Raw genomic sequence first — 19,151 nt, 5'->3', positions numbered from 1 at the left:
ATACGCAGCTTGCTCAAAATAAATACTAACTCTAACCTTATCGTTTAATTAATTTAATTGTTTTTGATTGAGTATTCGCATCAAATGCTTTTACTAGATAAACTCCTGATTTTAAATCTTCAATGTTAAATTGATATTCAACAGAGTTTACATTGATAAATGATTTTACTAACTGTCCAGTAATTGAATAAATTTCAGCTTTTTCTATTGGTTCACTCAAAGTAAAATAATTATTTGCAGGATTAGGCACTAAAGACAAGCTCTTGATTGGATTGAAATCTTCCAACCCCAAAGCTTGACCGTTACCATAAACCCTAAATCCACCTGATTCAATTGTAATAGTCATTGCCGTATTAGTAACACTCATTGAAGTATTATCCATTAAATTATACCATGTTCCTGTAAATGGAAAATCAGCAGTAATCGCCAGATCAGCTACTGAAAAATTAGCTAATATAACTACGTTTGACAATGGCGCTGCAGCGCCGTATAAATAAACACGTTGTCTTACAGTATTATTAGTCCCGCCTTGCCCACTTATAGTATAATTAGCATTAAAAACTGCATTGTTTTTTTTCAAAGCAATCATTTTTGCCCAATTATTGTATACAGTACTTCTATTCACATCTGCCAACCAATTTTCAGTCCATTGTGGTTGAGGCTTAGTGTCTAATTTACAATCTCCTGGTGGATTACCGCCATCATAATCTGAGTTAACTGAACCATTATTACATGTAAAAATAGAATCATCCATTCCCAATTCGCCAAAATGCCAAATCATTTTTGGTCCAGGAATTAATAAGCTTACAGCTCCAATAGCAGACATTCTTTTGATTGCATTGGTTAAATTTCCACCTACTGGATAAGCTCCTGCTCCATTTCCGAAAGTAACACCTTCATAAACCATTCTATCCTTATCGTGACTTTCTGGATAACCAATTAATCTTTTACCTGTGAAGCCTCTAGAAACATGTCCCATTCTTGTAATGTCTTTATCATCTGAACCACCTTTCATTAACGCTCCATATTTTGACCACATTTCACCCCACATTAAAATTCCTTTACTTGGAGTTTCACTTAATCTGTAATTAGCCCATTGTTGCTCCTCGTTATCTGAACCTAAATGTTCAAATATTGCGATATGATTTGGATCCAATGACCATGAATAATCGGCATATTCTTTTAAAACTGCTACTCTATCTGCTTGATAAGCATTAGTACAACTATCATCGCCTGCTGAACATGCTTGTGTAAATCCTTTAGTTAAATCCCAACGGAATCCATCAATTTTAAAATCTTCAATCCAATGTTTTATAACTCTTTTTGTGTAATATTTAGTATAAGCTGAACTATGATTAAAATCATTCCCAACTCCATAACTATGCTTAGCAAATTCATTAAAATAAGGATTATCAGAAGCAGCATCACCCCATCCATCGCCATCTGCATCTTTCATCCACATTCTCACCATTGGATTTCTACCAAAAGCATGATTAAGAGCAACATCTAATATTACAGCAATTCCGTTTTGATGACACAAGTCAATAAACTCTCTAAACTTGTCCTCAGTTCCATAAAACTTATCCAATGCCGTATGAAAAGCAGTGTTGTATCCCCAAGATTCATTCCCTTCAAACTCCATTACTGGCATTAATTCAATAGCATTAATATTCAAGTTTTTGAAATAATCTATTTTATTAATTAAATCTTGGAAATTTCTATTAGAATCAAAATCTCTAATTAAAACTTCGTAAACTACCAAATTATCTTTGTTAGGTTTAACAAAATTAGTAGTTGCACTACTCCAATTATAAGGAGTCTGCCCTGTTTTTAATAAGGTGACTTCTCTTTGCTGACCACTTGGATAAGCAGGTAAATTTGGATAAGTATTAGAAGATATTCCAGAATCATCAAATGGAGATAAAACCAATGTCGAATATGGATCAGCAGTTTTTACAACTGCTGGAGAATTAGTAGTTGGAGTTGTATCAACAACCCAATATTGATAACTGTAATTTGTTCCAGATGTTAATCCTGTAATCTCTAACCAAAATTTATTGGTTGATGGATCTCTTTTCATTAAATATTCTGAGCCAGGAACCCAATTATTAAAACTTCCAGCAACATAGACAAAATCTTTTCCTGGTGCTGTTAAAACTAATGTTGCTTTTGAATCATCCGAAGAATTATAATTAATTCCATCTTCTAATCCTGAAGGCATTGCCTGCGAAACTGTACCAGCATTAACAATTACTGCAAACTTTTTAGAAAAAGAAGTTATTCCCTGTGAGATTATTAATTCATATGATTTATTAACAGTAATGTTTGCATCTGTATAATTAAAAGAAGAACCTGTTGAAGCATTTATACTGACTCCATTAGCCATTAAATTATAATTTGCATTTCCGTTAGTATTTGTTGCTGAAATATTTAAGTTTTGTCCACTATTTATGATTGTATTACTGTTCTCTGCAGGCAAAGTAAGAGAAGACTGAAAAGCTCCTACATCTAAACTTAAATCACTAGTTTGAGCACTTCCTGCAGCATTTCGAAAAACTAAATTTATTTTTGTAATTGAACCTGAACTTACTCCATAATAACCCATTATAGTCGGAGTCAAATCTAATTTATAAATATTTCCTGAAACTAAAGTCAGAGCAGGTTGGGTTGAATTATTTCCCCATGATCCCAAAACATTTTGCCATGGAGTTCCATTTAAAGTAACACCTGTATGAGCATAAATTGTCCCTGAATATGTTGCCAATCCTGTTCCAGTTTTATCAAATAAAATTGTCGCTGATGATGTTGCATCTGGGTTAGAACCACCTTGCCATGTAACTTGGGAAAAAGTAACAATTGAAAATAAAAAAAATAAAATTGAATAATGTTTTCTCATAGCATGAAATTTAAAGGGCTTTCCTTAGGGAAAGCCCTTTTATTTAAAAAAAATTATTGAGCTGTTAAAGTATAGGTATACTGTCTTGGGTTTGATAAATCTAATTCTATCAAATAGGTTCCTGCTGATGTTCCAATGTTATCTCCGCTATACTCCATTGTTCCATCTGCGCCAGAATCACCTAAATTAACATCCCAACTACCATTAGCTCTGAATTTCATACCATCAGTAGGTGCTGTTTGAGCTGACAATGTTGTAATTACAAACCATTTTTTTGTTGTTGGATTATAAGTCATAGGTGTATCTGTTGACCAACCTCCTACAGTGGCGTTACCAATAATTGCCCATGTCATTGGAGTTAAATTATAAGTTAATGCAGTAGTATTTGCAGTAACTCTATAATAACCCGGGGTAACACCAATATTATCACCTGGAGATGTTAGCGTTCCTGAAAAAGTACCATCATCTCCATAAATTCCGTTATTCCAATCTGGTGCATCTGTAAATTTAAATCCATCATTTGGTGCAGCTTGTGCAGATGCAAAATAAACATACCCTTCAAAATTAGTGTTCCCAAACCCTTCAGAAGCCAATGTAGCTGCTGTTGATTGTGTCCAGTTATTCCCATAACCTGAGTCTGATTGATAGCTTCCTGGCATCCATAATTTTGGAGTTTCAGTAGTATAAGGAGTAACAGTAATAGTTATAGTATTCGAATATGATTCTAATACATCATTTGCTCCTAGAGATGCTTTAACTCTTATGTCTAAATCCCCTGCAGTATATGGAGTTAATCCCGCATCTAAAGCAACTGTATTTAAGGCTTCAACCGACCATACATAAAACCTGTTGTTTGTACTTCCTCCAGAAACAATAGTTGCAAATTCTGTTCCTGCTAATGCAACTTCAATGTCATAATTTACAGCTGTCTGTTGAGAATAATCTGCATGATTCCAAACTAAAGTAGTAGCTTCACTTGCAGCGTTTTCAGGAGCTAAAACAAACTCAGTCCCTATTGCTGGGCTAATTAATTCTGGTCCGCCTTCAGCTTGAATGATTCTTTGGTCATCATTTTCACATGCAACACCCGCAATAAGTAAAAATGCTAAACTCGATATTTTTAATATTTTTTTCATCTTTATTTTCTTTTATATTAATAACCTGGATTCTGTGTTAAATTTGGATTTGCTTGTAAAGCAGTTAATGGTATTGGGAAGAGGTTGTATGTACTAGGAATTGCAGCTCCATTAAGAGTATTACCTTTCCATGGCCATAAGTAAGTTCCTCCTGTAAATCTACCAAAACGAATTAAATCAGTTCTTCTGTGGCCTTCAAACATCAATTCTCTTCCTCTTTCATCAATTATAAAACCAAGTGTCAACTGACTTTGTGTAATAACATCAGCATTTACTCTTTGTCTTAATAAATTAACATAATTAGTAGCCTCAGCCATTGTGCCACCTGTAGCACCTCTTACAACACATTCTGCATAAATCAAATAGGCATCTGCCAATCTGAATAACGGAAAATCTGTTCCAGAAAATTGTGTTGGAGAAGATGATGAATTGAAATTAGAATTTCTGAATTTAGTTGACGGATAACCATTTGTCCACTGCTTGTAATCTGTCATCTCATAAGTATGCCCTGTTGTCCAAAACAAACTTGCTCTTTGGTCATTAGTAGTGTTTAAATCCCCAAACAAACTATACCACGCTTTTGTTGCTCGGTGTCCACTCCAGCCTTCTGTACATCCAAAGGTTCCAATATTCATTGTTTCTGTACCCATACTTCCATTCACAATGTAAGTTGTGTTACCAAAACTTTGACTTGATAATGCGTCAGCTATTAATGGATAAATAATTTCACTTGAAGTATTATTATCTCCTGAAAAAACATGTACAAAGTTTGGGTCTAAAGAATATCCACCTTCATCAATTACTTTTTTAATAAATGTTAATGCCTCATTATATCTAGGTGTTCCAGTATATACTTCAGCATTTAAATATAATTTTGCCAACAACATTCTTCCGACAGCTTTGTTTGCTCTACCGTAGCTATTTGTTTGAGGTAAAGTATTTTCAATTGCTAATAATTCAGACTCAACAAAATTAAACAATTCTTCCCTTGATACTTGTGGTGCAGGTGAAGTTTGTCCGTTATTAGCTTCTGTTAAAAGTACTCCTTTACCGAAACAGTCAATCATATAAAAGTATGCTAATGAGCGTAAAAACCTAACTTCACTAACTACTTGCTCTTGATTAGAAATACTTATATTTGGTAAGATTCCTAACAAGTTATTACATTGAGGAACTGTATAGTAAACTCTGTTGTACAAATATCTGAAGAATTTATTATTTTCATCCCAATTAGATGCCGTTGTTAGCTGATCTAAACCATCATCTCCCCAACGATTTTTCATCCCATCGGCAGTAAATTCTTCAAGATTGATAATCCCTCTTAAAAAAGGAGATTCTCCTGGGTCATCTGTAATATCAGAACTTCCAGCTCCGTTCGGTCCTGAAAGCGCAAATGAACCATATAATTTTGACATTATACCTTCAATAGCATTTGGATCTTGGTTTAACAACTGTTCTAACGAAACTTCAACTTTTGGTTGAGTGTCTAATTCGCTAGTACAGGCGAATATGCTCATTAGCAAAACCCCAACACTTGCAATTTTAAATTTTCTCATATCTTTCATATCTATTTTTTTTAAAAGTCTAAACTCAACCCAAACGTGTACATCCTTGGTCTAGGATATAAATTTGAATCTATTGAATTGAAGTTTTCAGGATCTTGTCCTGTATACTTAGTTATAATAAAAGGATTATTCAACGCACCATATACTCTTAAAGAGGATGAGTTAATAAATTTATTGAATTTATATCCTAAAACAATATTTTCACATCTTACAAAGGTTGCATCTTCTAGGAAGTAATCAGAATAAGGAGTATTCCCCTGTATGGTTTGAAAGTAGTTATTTGATGTACCAGCTGATGTCGACACGTTAGTCAAACTATTTGTGTTATTAGGTAATGCTTTATCAACCCAACCAAATGACATTTTACTTTGATTGTAAACTTGCCCTCCAAATTGGCCTCTAAAACTTGAACTTAAATCCCAGTTCCCATAATTAAATGTGAATCCGAACCCAAAAGTCCAGTTAGGTCTTAATGCTTTATAGTATCGGTCATCATTAGTTATTTGACCATCATCATTTCTATCAACAAAAGCTCCTTCTATTGGCGCACCATTTTGGTCATACAATTGTTGAAATACCCAAGCTGAATAAGGCTGGAATCCTAAAGCATGATAACCAATACCAACCCCTGTTCCAATACCTAAACCACCTCCAGCAGTTAATTGTGTTAACCCATTTAAATCAGTAACTTTAGCATAATTATAAGCTAAATTAGTATTAATGCTAAGGTTCATTTTATCCGTTTGTAGTGGATTAACATTAAGACTCAACTCAAAACCTTTACTTTCTGTTGAACCAACATTTTTAATAAAGTTACTAGTTAAACCTTGACCTGGAGGAAGTGGAACATTAGCCAATAAATCATCCGTTTTTCTTTTATAAATATCAAACGAACCTGTTATAAAACTATTTTTAAATAAGTCAAAATCAATTCCAGCATTGTATGTTGTAGTTTTTTCCCAAGTTAAATCTGGATTATAGGCATTCGCAGAATAAAGATTAATTCCCGAAAGATACTGACTTGTTGAACCTCCCAAAGTAAACAATGGAGTTGAAGGATAATATCCTACAATGTCAATAATATTTTGCTGTCCCGTTTTACCCCAACCCAATCTAATTTTCAAATCATTAACTGAAGAAACTTTACTTAAGAAACTTTCTTCTTTTAATTTCCATGCTAAAGCAGCAGCTGGGAAATATCCCCATCTGTTTTCTTTTCTGAATAATGAAGAACCATCTGTTCTGAACGAAACAGTTAACAAATATTTATTAGCTAAGTCTATATTAGTTCTTCCAAAAAACGATTGAAGATTCAATAAATTATAATATCTGTTATTTAGATTAAGAGGATTTACTTGTAATTCTCTTAAACCTGAATCAACATTATATTGATAAATATCTTTGTGCCCATCATTTTTAAAATTCTGATAAGAATAACCCGCTTGCAAATCAAACTTTTTAAGAAAACCATTTAATGACTTAGCATACATTAAATAAGAATCCCAAGTAGTATTAGTAATTCTTTGTGCTTCATAATAATTTCTTCCAGGGTTAAACACATAATTTGTGTTTGGATTATTATCTAAAGAATTAAATCTGTAGGTAGCAATTGAATTGTCAGAATAATTTTCAGAAATAACGACTCTAGAAGCATCTAAACCAAGATTATTTACAAATCTTAATTCTGGCAAAAAATGCATTTTATAATCAAACTCAACATTCCCTAACAATCTGTAAACACGCTCAGGTCTTGTTCTTTGTTCCAATATTGCTACTGGATTCCATTGTCCATCTAACAAATATCGGTTATTGTTCAGAGTTAAATTTTGATAATAACCTCCAAATCTATTATCCGCAGAATTATCATATACTGGTTTAGTTGGATCCATTGCAATAGCACCGCCTAATGCACCGCCTTCATCTATATTATTTTTTCTAGCATGAATTCCTTTTGCATTAATATCAACTTTTAAATGGTCATTCCAAAATGTTGGAGTTAATTTAAGAGAAGCCGTAGTTCTTGTGTAGTCACTTGTTTTTACTAATCCTTGAGTATTATTGTATCCTATAGAAGCTCTGAATGGAACTCCACCAAATATGTTAGCTCTTGCAGATAAATTATGATCAGTTGAAATTGAGGTTCTATAAATCTCATCTTGCCAGTCCGTATCACTGATTATTCTACCTTCAATAACTCCTGGTGTATTCAAATCATCAGTAACTGCAGTATTTGGGTCATCTACTCCTAAAAAATTAGTATAGGTTGGATGAAACTCTTCAATAAATTTAACAAATTGACTAGAATTCATAACACCTATTTTCTTACCAACTTTTCCAGCAGTTACACTAGCTGAGTAATTAAATAGAACACCACCTGTTGTTCCTTTTTTAGTGGTTATAATAATAACTCCATTCGAAGCCCTAGAACCATAAATAGCAGTTGCACTCGCGTCTTTTAAAACCGTAAATGTTTCTATATCATTAGGATTAACTAATGAAAGTGGATTTTGTACACCTGCAGGGTTTACAACATCTAAAGGAACACCATCAATTACAATCAGAGGACTATTACTAGCGTTAAGAGAAGCTCCACCTCTAATTCTGATGTTTGGTGCAGAATCTGGTTGACCACCATTACTTGTAATTCGAACTCCAGCAACTTTACCATTCAACAATTGGTCTGCCGACACTATTGCTCCTTTATTAAAGTCTTTAGCGGTTACTGTAGAAACTGAACCAGTCGCATCTTTTTTTCTGACTGCACCATATCCAACTTGCACTACTACTTCTTGTAGTTGAGTTGAATCTTCTTTCAATTGGACCAAAATTTCTTTCTGTCCAGAAAATTTAATTGTTTCTGATTGGTAACCAATATAAGAAAAAACGACAATATCGCCATTTTTTAATCCATTTAATTGGAATTTACCATCAAAATCAGTTGTAGTACTATTACTAGCACTTTGAACTATTACATTTACCCCTGGCAAAGGTTGATTTGCTGTCGCATCAACAACAGTACCACTAAGTGAACTTTGTGAAAAAGCAGCACTAAATGGTAAAATCAGGAATAAAAATAACAACTTTTTGTAAATTGTTTTCATACATTTTGTTTAGGTTAAAACTTGTTTTTTGAGCTTATACTTTACGTTCGAATGTTAAATTTAACTAAAAAATAACACTTTACCACTCAAACACATGTTAAAAGTCCGCCGAAAACGTTTTCGTGTTGAAAACTTTCGCAATTAGACACATTTTTAGCCGTAAAAATGAAGACTGTGAAAAAAAAATATATCTTTATTGTCAAATTTGCATTCTAAACCAAAAAAATGAGAAGAAAAGTCACTCTTAAACAAATTGCCAAAGAATTAGATGTTTCAATATCAACTGTTTCAAAATCTTTAAGAAATAGCCTCGAAATTAGCGAAGACACCAGACAAAAAGTTCAGGCATTTGCCAAACTCTACAACTACAAACCAAATAATATTGCACTTAGCCTAAAAAACAAAAAAACCAAGACAATTTGCATTATAATTCCCGAAATTATTCACCATTTTTTTGCAACCGTAATTAGTGGTGTTGAACAAGTAGCAAATGAAAATGGATACAATGTTTTAGTTTGTCTTTCAGACGAATCGTTTGATAAAGAAGTAATCAACATGGAAATGTTAGCAAGCGGAAGTATTGACGGTTTTATTATGTCATTATCTAAAGAAACGCAACAAAAGAAAGACTTTCACCATATAGTTGAAGTAATAAATCAAGGAATGCCAGTTGTCATGTTCGATAGAATAACTAATGAAATACTTTGCGACAAAGTTATTATCGATGATGGATTGGCTGCTTTTAATGCTACACAATATTTAATAGATAAAGGATTCAAAAATATTGGTTTACTAACAACTGTCGATTATGTTAGCGTTGGAAAACTTAGAACTGATGGTTATATTAAAGCTTTAAAAAATAACGACATTAAAGTCAATGAAGATTTAATTGTAAAAATTGAAGATACCGAAAATTTTGAGCATAAAATTGCAGATATGTTAACACAAAATAAGCTAGATGCAATTTTTGCAGTAAACGAGCTATTTGCAGTAACAGCAATAAAAGAAGCTAATAAACTTGGGTTAAAAGTACCACAAGACATTTCAATCATAGGATTTACCGATGGAATTATTTCAAAATATTCTTCGCCAACCATTACAACTGTAAGTCAAAATGGAATAAAAATGGGTGCAAAAGCTGCTCAAATGCTAATCGAACGCCTTGAGGCAGAAGATGAAGAAGATGAAAAATACAGAACAGAAGTCATCGAGACTGAGTTAGTAGAAAGAGAATCAACCAAATAAAACTAATAAGCAATCTTTCCTTTTTAGTCTATTCCTAATTCATTTTAAGTTCATTAAAGGTTAGTATACCCTTAGTTTATTTAACGTTGAATCTTAAAATTTATCAACAAGAAAACGTTTTCGCTTAATAATTCACTTTTGAATAAAATAATTTCGTTTTCGTATAGAAAAACTTTTCTATCTTTACAAAATCAAAGCTTATACTTTACTTCGAAAATTTTGATAAGTTTTGATAAATCAAACTTATCGTATTATAAATCATTAAATTACGATAATGGAAAAGCGTAAATTAGGTTTCTGGCAAATCTGGAATATGAGTTTCGGGTTTCTAGGGATCCAAATGGGTTTTGCTCTTCAAAACTCAAATGTTAGTCGAATATTTCAAACTCTTGGCGCAGACATTGATGACATTCCAATTCTATGGGTTGCTGCTCCTCTAACAGGATTAATTGTACAGCCAATTATTGGTTACCTTTCAGACAGAACATGGACCAAATTAGGTAGAAGAAAACCTTATTTTTTAGTTGGCGCAATACTCGCTTCTACTGCCTTATTTATTATGCCTAATTCACCCTTTTTGTGGTTTGCCGCAGGAATGCTATGGATTATGGATGCTTCGATTAATATTTCAATGGAACCTTTTAGAGCATTTGTTGGAGACAATTTACCTGATTCTCAAAGAACTTCAGGGTTTGCAATGCAGAGTTTTTTCATCGGAATTGGTGCCTATTTTGCATCAAAACTTCCATTAATATTTACGCATTTTGGAGTTTCTAACACAGCACCTTTAGGAATAATTCCCGATTCGGTTAAGTATTCTTTTTATCTAGGCGGTGTTGCTTTTATTGTAACAGTATTATGGACTGTCATAACCTCAAAAGAATACTCTCCTGAAGAATTAGAAGCCTTTGAAGCACACAAAAAAACCACTTACAAAAAAGAAACACGTTCTGCAGAATGGTTTATCAAAAATGGTAATTCACATTTAGCAAAAGGATTACTGTTTCTAATAATAAGCGGTTTATTTTCATTTTCCATTTATCATTATGATTTGAAAAAAGATTTATACGTTTTATCATTAGGACTAATTGGCCTTGGCGGATTAGCTTTATTATTTTCAGGCTTAATGCAAAAAAACAACAAAACAGAAAATGGTTTTGTTACAATTATGAATGATTTTCAGTTCATGCCAAAAATGATGAAGCAATTAGCTTGGGTACAATTTTTCTCTTGGTTTGCTCTTTTCTCAATGTGGATTTACACTACACTAGCTGTAACACAACACATTTACAAAACGACAGATACTACTTCTGAAGCTTACAATATTGGTGCTAATCAAGTAGGCGAAATGTTTGCTAACTACAATCTAATTGCAGCAATTGCAGCATTTCTTTTGCCTCTTTTAGCAAAATATACAAGCAGAAAGTTTACACACTTTGTAGCACTAACTTGCGGTGGATTAGGCCTTATTTCTATCTATTTCATCAATGAACCAACCGTTTTCACAATGGAATGGTTACCAATGATTGGGGTTGGAATTGCTTGGGCGAGTATTTTATCTATTCCTTATGCAATGCTTTCTGGATCGCTTCCGTCAAGCAAAATGGGATATTACATGGGAGTATTCAATTTTTTTATTGTAATTCCTCAATTAGTTGCAGCTTCAATCTTAGGGTTTTTAGTATCTAAATTCTTTAATAGCGAACCAATCTATGCGCTATTTATTGGTGGTGGTTCCATGATTTTAGCTGGAGTAATTTCGCTAACCATTAATGATAAATCAAATATTGAAATAAATGAATAAAAAAGCATTCATATTCGACCTTGACGGCGTTATTGTTGACACAGCTAAATATCATTTTTTAGCTTGGCAAAAATTGGCCCAAGAACTCGGAATCGAATTCACTCCTGAACACAACGAAGAATTAAAAGGTGTTAGTCGTGTTCGTTCATTGGACATTATTTTAGAACTTGGTGGCGTTGATGCTTCACAAGAAGACAAAAACAAATGGCTAATTCAAAAAAACGAAGATTATCTATCTTATTTGGTAGATATAGATGAAAGTGAAATATTGCCTGGTGTTTTGCCTATCTTAAAATATTTAAAAGACAAAAACCAACTTATTGCATTAGGTTCTGCAAGCAAAAATGCCCGACCTATTTTAGAAAAAACTGGAATTCTTCCATTATTCGATGCTATCGTTGATGGGAATGATGTTTCTAATGCAAAACCTGATCCTGAAGTTTTCCTCAGAGCAGCAAAATTACTTAACACTACAAATGAAAACGCTATTGTTTTCGAAGATTCAGTAGCGGGAATTCAGGCTGCAAACATTGCAAACATGACAAGTATTGGAATTGGAGATGCAATTATTTTACATGAAGCACAATATAATTTTGAAGACTTTACATTCATAGACTTTGATTTTATAGATGCTTTAATCAATTAATAAACAAATAACAAAAACAAAGTTTTAGCAATTATTTCATTTTTTAATCGCTACACTTTCAAATCATAAAAAATGAACCAAGATTATATTAAACCTGACAATTGGTCAATTATAGAAGAAGGATTTGATGCTGAAAGAGTAAAATCATCTGAGAGTTTATTCAGCATCGGAAATGGAGCAATGGGTCAACGTGCCAACTTTGAAGAGCATTATTCTGGCAAAACATTTCAAGGTAGTTATATTGCAGGAATTTATTATCCAGACAAAACTAAAGTAGGTTGGTGGAAAAACGGTTATCCTAAGTATTTTGCTAAAGTATTAAATGCACCAAACTGGATTGGAATTGACATAGAAATCAACGGAGAAAATTTTGACCTAGCTAAATGTAAAGCGGTTAAAAACTTCCGTCGTGAGCTAAATATGAAAGAAGGTATTTATTACCGTTCTTTTGAAGCAATCTTGCAAAACGATGTTGAAGTTGCCGTAAAAGTTACCCGTTTCCTTTCTTTGGATATAGATGAATTAGGTGTTATCAATTATGAAATTACTCCTTTAAATAAAGATGTAACTATAATTTACAAACCATATTTAGATGCTGGTGTTCATAACGAAGATGCCAATTGGGAAGAACGTTTCTGGGAAACTTTAGATATAAAAAACACTGGAAACGAAGCATTTGTAACAGCTAAAACCCATAAAACTAATTTTTTAGCAACTGTATTTATGCATAATGTTCTTTTGCTAAATAATGAAGAATTATCAATTTCTCCCGTTGATAAGGATACAACTGGTGATAAAATCACCTTTACTTACGAAGTAAAAGCAGCTAAAAATCAATCGTCAACTATTCAAAAATATGGTGGATATACGGTTTCAATGAATCACGATGATACTACAATTGCTGCCGAAAAAGTAATTGAAAAAGCACTAGCTGAAGATTATAACACTTTACTTGAAAATCAAAAACTTGCTTGGGCTAAGATTTGGGAAATGAGTGATATTACCATTGACGGCGATGTCAAAGCACAACAAGGTATTCGTTTTAATATTTTCCAATTAAATCAAACCTATTTAGGTAAAGATTCTCGCTTAAATATTGGTCCAAAAGGTTTCACCGGCGAAAAATATGGTGGCTCAACTTATTGGGATACTGAAGCCTATTGTATTCCGTTCTATATGGCGACCAAAGACCAAGAAGTTGCCCGAAATCTATTAGCGTATCGATACAATCATTTAGAAAAAGCCATCGAAAATGCTGCCAAACTAGGCTTCAAAAATGGCGCAGCTTTGTACCCAATGGTTACTATGAACGGTGAAGAATGCCACAACGAATGGGAAATCACTTTTGAAGAAATTCATAGAAACGGAGCCATTGCTTTTGCTATTTTCAACTACTATCGCTTTACTGGAGATTATAGTTATATCCCTGAAAAAGGTCTAGAGGTATTGATAGGCATTGCTCGTTTTTGGCAACAACGTGCTACGTTTTCAACCTATCGTAATCAGTATGTAATTCTTGGGGTTACGGGTCCAAACGAATATGAAAACAACGTAAACAACAACTGGTACACCAACTATTTAGCCAAATGGTGTATCGATTATGCCATAGAACAAATCAACAAGGTTCAAAAAGAATTCTCAGCAGATTATGCTAGAGTAATGAGCAAAGTAAATCTCGACAATGCCGAAATTGCACATTGGAAAGCCGTTGCAGACAATATGTATTTCCCATATTCAGAAGAACACGGAGTGTATTTACAACAAGATGGTTTCCTAGATAAAGAACTAGTCAAAGTTCACGATTTAGATAAAGCTCAGCGACCTATCAACCAAAAGTGGTCGTGGGATAGAATACTTCGTTCGCCTTACATCAAGCAAGCAGATACTCTACAAGGATTCTACTTCTTCGAAGACCATTTTAATAAAGAACAATTAGAGAAACATTTTGATTTCTACGAACCATTTACGGTTCATGAAAGTTCTCTATCGCCTTGCGTACATTCTATTCAGGCGGCAGTTTTGGGTAGAATGGAACAAGCATATACCTTTTATTTACGCACATCGCGTCTAGATTTAGACGACTATAATAAAGAGGTCGAAGAAGGTCTTCACATTACTTCCATGGCGGGTACTTGGATGAGTATTGTGGAAGGTTTTGGTGGAATGCGTGTAAAAAATGACACACTACACTTTGAACCTAAAATCCCTAACGAATGGAAAGGTTATTCCTTTAAGATTAACTTTAGAAACCAAATCCTAAAAGTTTCTGTAAGCCACTCTGAAACTAATTTCAGCCTTGAAGGCAAAAATGCAATCACTGTCTTTGTTAATGGCAAAGAAGTTTTGGTTGAGCCGAACAGTTTGGTTACGGTTTAATATTTACAAACAAACCCTTTCGGAGTCAAATCTGAAAGGGTTTTTTATTTTTAAAAAAATGAAAAAAATACTCCTACTGCTTCTTGCTTCTACATTTTCTTTTGCTCAAATAGACCGAATGGAACCGCCTAATTGGTGGGCTGATATGAACCTCAATCAGGTGCAAGTTATGTTCTATGGCAAAAATATTGCCCAAAACAAAGTGTCGGTTTCTAATGGCGTAGTGATTACTGACGTCAGAAAAACGGAAAATCCTAATTACCTTTTCGTTACTATTGACACTAAAAATATTTCTGCTCAACAATTAGTTTTTACCTTCCAAAACGGGAAGAAATCGTTTGCTAAAAACTTTGAAATAAGACCAAGAAAACCACAATCTAAATTCAGAAAAAGCTACGACAGCTCGGATGTGATTTATCTTTTGATGCCCGATAGATTTGCCAACGGTAACCCAAATAACGATAGTTCTAACGACACCCAAGAAAAAGGAAATCGGTCGGAACCGGGTGGCAGACATGGCGGCGACATCGAAGGAATAATTAAAAACCTTGACTATCTAAAAAATTTAGGCGTCACTGCGGTTTGGCCTACGCCGCTTTGCGAAGATAACGACGAAAGACATTCGTATCATGGTTATGGGCAGTCGGATGTGTACAGAATTGACCCGCGCTATGGCACTAACGAAGATTATGTGCGAATGAGTCAGGAGTTGCACAAACGCGGCATGAAAAATATCATGGACTATGTAACGAACCATTGGGGTTGGCAACATTGGATGTACAAAGACCTGCCTACTTACGATTGGATTCATCAATTTCCGGGTTACTCGCAGTCGAATTATAGAATGACCACACAATTTGATACCAATGCCTCGCAGATTGATGCTGAAAAATGTATGGATGGCTGGTTCGTGAAGTCGATGCCCGATTTAAATCAATCGAATCCGTTGGTGTTGCAGTATTTAACACAGAATGCCATCTGGTGGATAGAATATGCAGATTTAGATGGTTTCCGTGTAGATACCTATTCCTATAATGACAAAACAGGCATCGCCCAATGGACAAAAGCCATCACGGATGAATATCCTAACTTCAACATAGTGGGCGAAGTTTGGATGCACGACCAAGCACAAATGGCTTATTGGCAGAAAGACAGCAAGATTGGTGCGATTGAAAGCTATAATTCACATTTGCCATCGGTAATGGACTTTACGTTACACGATGCTTTCGGGACCGTTTTTAATGAAGACAAAGCCCAATGGGATAAAGGAATAATCAAAGTGTATGACAACTTTGTGAACGACTTTTTGTATCCAAACCCAAACAGCATCCTGACCTTTATAGAGAACCATGATACGCAGCGTTTCAATCATCTGTATAATGACATCCGAAAATATAAAATGGCGATGACCATTCTTGCAACCGTTCGAGGCATTCCGCAGGTATATTATGGCTCCGAGATTGGTATGAAAGGTAATAAAGACAATGGCGATGCCGACATTCGACACGATTTTCCTGGCGGATGGAATGGCGATAGCAACAACGCCTTTACCGATGCCGGCAGAACTTCGGAACAGAAAGCCTACCATGATTTTACGGCGCAATTATTAAATTGGCGCAAGAACAAGCAGGTGATTCATTCGGGTAAAACCACGCATTATGTGCCCGAGAACAATGTGTATGTTTATTTTCGATACAATGAAAACGAAAGCGTGATGGTGGTTGTTAATAATTCTACAGAGAAGCAAACCTTCAAAACGAGCCGATTTAAAGAAAATATTTTGAATTATAAAAGCGGCAAAGACGTCCTTTCGGGAGAAACTTTTAACCTGCAAAATGACATTTCTATAGAGGCAAAATCATCGTTGATTCTTGAATTAAACTAAAACTATGAAAAAAATTCTTTTTTTATTTCTGGTAACCACACTTTCATTTGCTCAAAATGAAAACAGAAAATATTTATCGCATACATGGAAAGATAATGTATTGGAAATCAAGGTTAATGATGGTGTTTATAGCATAAAATCGTATAACGAAAATACCATAGAAACTTCCTTTTATCCCAATTCTGATGCAAATAACCCTGCTCCTACCGCAGCAGACCCAAAAAAAACTAAATATGCCGAAAACACTGCCGGTGGAGACACTAAAATAAAAAATTATGGGCATAGTACGGCAGTAGGAAGCCCAGAAAAAAATAATTATGCCCTTAGTTCGGCAGTCATCTATCCTAAAAAAAGTTTTTATGCGTCTAAGTTAGTCGCTACCAATAGTGAATTAACCATTTATACGGGTACTGCGACCGTTACCATTACTAAAAATCCTTTTCAGATAACCTATGCTACCGACCGAGGCATTCTTTTCTCCGAAAAACAAGGCTATACCAAGGTAAACGACTCTACCGAGACCATTAATTTTAACATCTCTAAAGATGAAATGCTTTATGGCGGTGGCGCAAGGGCTTTGGGGATGAACCGTCGTGGTAACCGTTTGCAATTATACAACCGTGCACATTATGGGTATGAAACCCGAGCCGAATTAATGAACTTCTGTATTCCTTTGGTGATGTCGTCAAAAATGTATGCCATCCACTTTGATAATCCTGCCATTGGCTACCTCGATTTAGACAGCAAAAAGGAGAACACCATTACCTACGAAACGATTTCGGGCAGAAAGACGTATCAGGTAATTGTTGGTAGTTCGTGGGAAAACCTCATCCAGAATTATACTGATATGACCGGAAAACAACCCTTGCCTCCGCGATGGTCTTTGGGTAATTTTTCGTCACGTTTTGGTTATCATACACAGGAAGAAGTTGAAAATACAATCGATAAGTTCCAAAAAGATTCGATACCTGTTGATGCTATAATTCTTGACCTCTACTGGTTTGGGAAGACCGTTAAAAACACTATGGGTAACCTCGAATGGGACAAGGACAACTTCCCTAAACCAGAAGAAATGATGGCAAAACTAAAGGACAAAGGCGTAAAAACTGTAGTCATCACCGAACCATTTATTTTAACTACTTCGAGCAAGTGGAAAGAAACCGCCGAAAAGAAGCTTTTGGCTACCGATAAAGACGGCAATCCTGCCACATGGGAGTTTTATTTTGGAAACACCGGCATTGTAGACATCTTCAAACCGCAAGGAAAAGAGTGGTTTTGGACGATATATAAAAAGCTAATTAACCAAGGTGTTAGCGGCATGTGGGGCGACCTTGGTGAACCGGAAGTCTTCCCGTCGCGAGTAATTACAGCGGGTGGAAAGGCAGATGAAGTGCATAACATTTATGGTCATAATTGGGCAAAACTGATTGCCGATGGTTACCAAAAAGATTTCCCTAATCAGCGACCGTTTATCTTGATGAGAGCAGGATATTCGGGCAGTCAACGATATGGAATGATGCCGTGGAGTGGCGACGTAAATCGTACTTGGGGTGGATTACAATCGCAAATGGAAATTGCCATGCAGATGGGAATGCAAGGAATGGCATATATGCACAGCGATTTGGGTGGATTTGCAGGCGACTATTTTGATAACGAATTATACTTGCGTTGGCTACAATACGGAGTATTCAATCCCATCTTCAGACCGCATGCACAGGAAGATGTAGCTTCGGAAGTGGCTCGAAAAGATATAGTTACCAAAGCCAAAGCCAAAAAATCGGTCGAATTACGATACCAATTGATGCCTTATAATTATACGCTAGCGTATGAAAACAGTACTTCGGGTAAACCATTGATGCGTCCACTATTTTTTGAAGAACCAACGAACGAAAGACTATTAACCGAAAAGGAAAGCTACCTGTGGGGCAACGACTTCTTGATTAAACCGATTACACACGCAGGTGTGAGCAGTTGTGAGGTGTATTTCCCGAAATCGTCGAACTGGTATGACTTTTATACTGATAAAAAATACGATGCTGGCACAACCCAAACCGTTAGTGTATCAGAGTTAGCCATCCCAACCTATGTTCGTGGCGGTAGCTTCATCCCGATGATTAAAACGATTCAGAATACTACTAATTATAATGTGAATCAATTTGATTTGCACTACTATTTTGATGCTAGTGTGGCCAATTCTTCGGGACAATTATTCAACGACGACGGCAGCACTCCGAATACTATTGCCAATGGAAGCTATGAACTCATGCGCTTTACGGCTGCATCCAACCCAAAAAATACCACTATCAAATTCAGTAACGAAATTGGGAAAAATTATGCCGCTACTGATAAAACAGTGAACCTGAAAATTCATAATTGTAACCCAAAAAAGGTTACGGTTAACGGAAAAAAAGTTAACTTTAGTAGCACAAATAACGGCGTAAACATTCCTGTTACTTGGACAAAAAATACAGCACCCGAAATTAATTTAGAATTTTAA

Annotated in this window: 10 protein-coding genes; 6 read left to right on the top strand and 4 right to left on the bottom strand. The window is 34.9% G+C overall.

What is annotated here, in order from left to right:
- Window positions 1–37 precede the first annotated feature (37 nt).
- The 4 genes from RN605_RS11755 to RN605_RS11740 are packed head-to-tail and all read right to left on the bottom strand — an operon-like array spanning window position 38 to window position 8,698.
- Window positions 38–2,896 (bottom strand): alpha-amylase family glycosyl hydrolase, encoded by a 2,859-nt coding sequence (locus RN605_RS11755; RefSeq protein WP_313325013.1) that lies wholly within the window; start codon window positions 2,894–2,896, stop codon window positions 38–40.
- 53 nt (window positions 2,897–2,949) lie between these two features.
- A complete protein-coding gene (locus RN605_RS11750; RefSeq protein ID WP_313325012.1) occupies window positions 2,950–4,032 on the bottom strand; it encodes a SusE domain-containing protein in 1,083 nt (360 codons plus the stop codon).
- A 17-nt stretch (window positions 4,033–4,049) separates the two neighbouring features.
- The gene (locus RN605_RS11745) at window positions 4,050–5,588 is read right to left on the bottom strand and encodes a RagB/SusD family nutrient uptake outer membrane protein (protein WP_313325010.1); all 1,539 of its coding nucleotides are present in this window, start codon (window positions 5,586–5,588) and stop codon (window positions 4,050–4,052) included.
- Window positions 5,589–5,608: 20 nt separating this feature from the next.
- Window positions 5,609–8,698, bottom strand: coding sequence for a SusC/RagA family TonB-linked outer membrane protein (locus RN605_RS11740; RefSeq protein WP_313325008.1), 3,090 nt, complete (start codon window positions 8,696–8,698; stop codon window positions 5,609–5,611).
- A 225-nt stretch (window positions 8,699–8,923) separates the two neighbouring features.
- On the opposite strand from RN605_RS11740, the gene RN605_RS11735 reads away from it, so the two are divergent.
- The 6 genes from RN605_RS11735 to RN605_RS11710 all read left to right on the top strand — a co-directional run bounded on the left by RN605_RS11735 (window position 8,924) and on the right by RN605_RS11710 (window position 19,151).
- On the top strand, window positions 8,924–9,943 hold the full coding sequence (locus tag RN605_RS11735; RefSeq protein WP_313325006.1) for a LacI family DNA-binding transcriptional regulator: 1,020 nt from the start codon (window positions 8,924–8,926) through the stop codon (window positions 9,941–9,943).
- 274 nt (window positions 9,944–10,217) lie between these two features.
- Entirely contained in the window at window positions 10,218–11,747 is a 1,530-nt protein-coding gene (locus RN605_RS11730) for an MFS transporter (RefSeq protein WP_313325005.1), read from the top strand.
- Window positions 11,740–12,393: a beta-phosphoglucomutase gene (gene pgmB, locus RN605_RS11725; RefSeq protein ID WP_313325002.1), complete on the top strand. Its 654-nt coding sequence runs from the start codon at window positions 11,740–11,742 to the stop codon at window positions 12,391–12,393. Before RN605_RS11730 ends, pgmB begins: the two co-directional genes overlap by 8 nt.
- Before the next feature lie 72 nt (window positions 12,394–12,465).
- Entirely contained in the window at window positions 12,466–14,769 is a 2,304-nt protein-coding gene (locus RN605_RS11720; protein WP_313325000.1) for a glycoside hydrolase family 65 protein, read from the top strand.
- 58 nt (window positions 14,770–14,827) lie between these two features.
- Window positions 14,828–16,654: a glycoside hydrolase family 13 protein gene (locus RN605_RS11715; RefSeq protein WP_313324998.1), complete on the top strand. Its 1,827-nt coding sequence runs from the start codon at window positions 14,828–14,830 to the stop codon at window positions 16,652–16,654.
- 4 nt (window positions 16,655–16,658) lie between these two features.
- On the top strand, window positions 16,659–19,151 hold the full coding sequence (locus RN605_RS11710; protein ID WP_313324995.1) for a TIM-barrel domain-containing protein: 2,493 nt from the start codon (window positions 16,659–16,661) through the stop codon (window positions 19,149–19,151).

Source organism: Flavobacterium sp. PMTSA4, assembly GCF_032098525.1.
Taxonomy (GTDB): Bacteria; Bacteroidota; Bacteroidia; order Flavobacteriales; family Flavobacteriaceae; genus Flavobacterium; species Flavobacterium capsici.
Note: the sequence above shows the minus strand (reverse complement) of the source record. Positions and strands in the feature narration are given on the sequence as shown.

Coding starts and splice junctions, on each gene's coding strand:
- RN605_RS11755 (WP_313325013.1), bottom strand. CDS start 2,896: ATGAGAAAACATTATTCAATTTTATTTTTTTTATTTTCAATTGTTACT.
- RN605_RS11750 (WP_313325012.1), bottom strand. CDS start 4,032: ATGAAAAAAATATTAAAAATATCGAGTTTAGCATTTTTACTTATTGCG.
- RN605_RS11745 (WP_313325010.1), bottom strand. CDS start 5,588: ATGAGAAAATTTAAAATTGCAAGTGTTGGGGTTTTGCTAATGAGCATA.
- RN605_RS11740 (WP_313325008.1), bottom strand. CDS start 8,698: ATGAAAACAATTTACAAAAAGTTGTTATTTTTATTCCTGATTTTACCA.
- RN605_RS11735 (WP_313325006.1), top strand. CDS start 8,924: ATGAGAAGAAAAGTCACTCTTAAACAAATTGCCAAAGAATTAGATGTT.
- RN605_RS11730 (WP_313325005.1), top strand. CDS start 10,218: ATGGAAAAGCGTAAATTAGGTTTCTGGCAAATCTGGAATATGAGTTTC.
- pgmB (WP_313325002.1), top strand. CDS start 11,740: ATGAATAAAAAAGCATTCATATTCGACCTTGACGGCGTTATTGTTGAC.
- RN605_RS11720 (WP_313325000.1), top strand. CDS start 12,466: ATGAACCAAGATTATATTAAACCTGACAATTGGTCAATTATAGAAGAA.
- RN605_RS11715 (WP_313324998.1), top strand. CDS start 14,828: ATGAAAAAAATACTCCTACTGCTTCTTGCTTCTACATTTTCTTTTGCT.
- RN605_RS11710 (WP_313324995.1), top strand. CDS start 16,659: ATGAAAAAAATTCTTTTTTTATTTCTGGTAACCACACTTTCATTTGCT.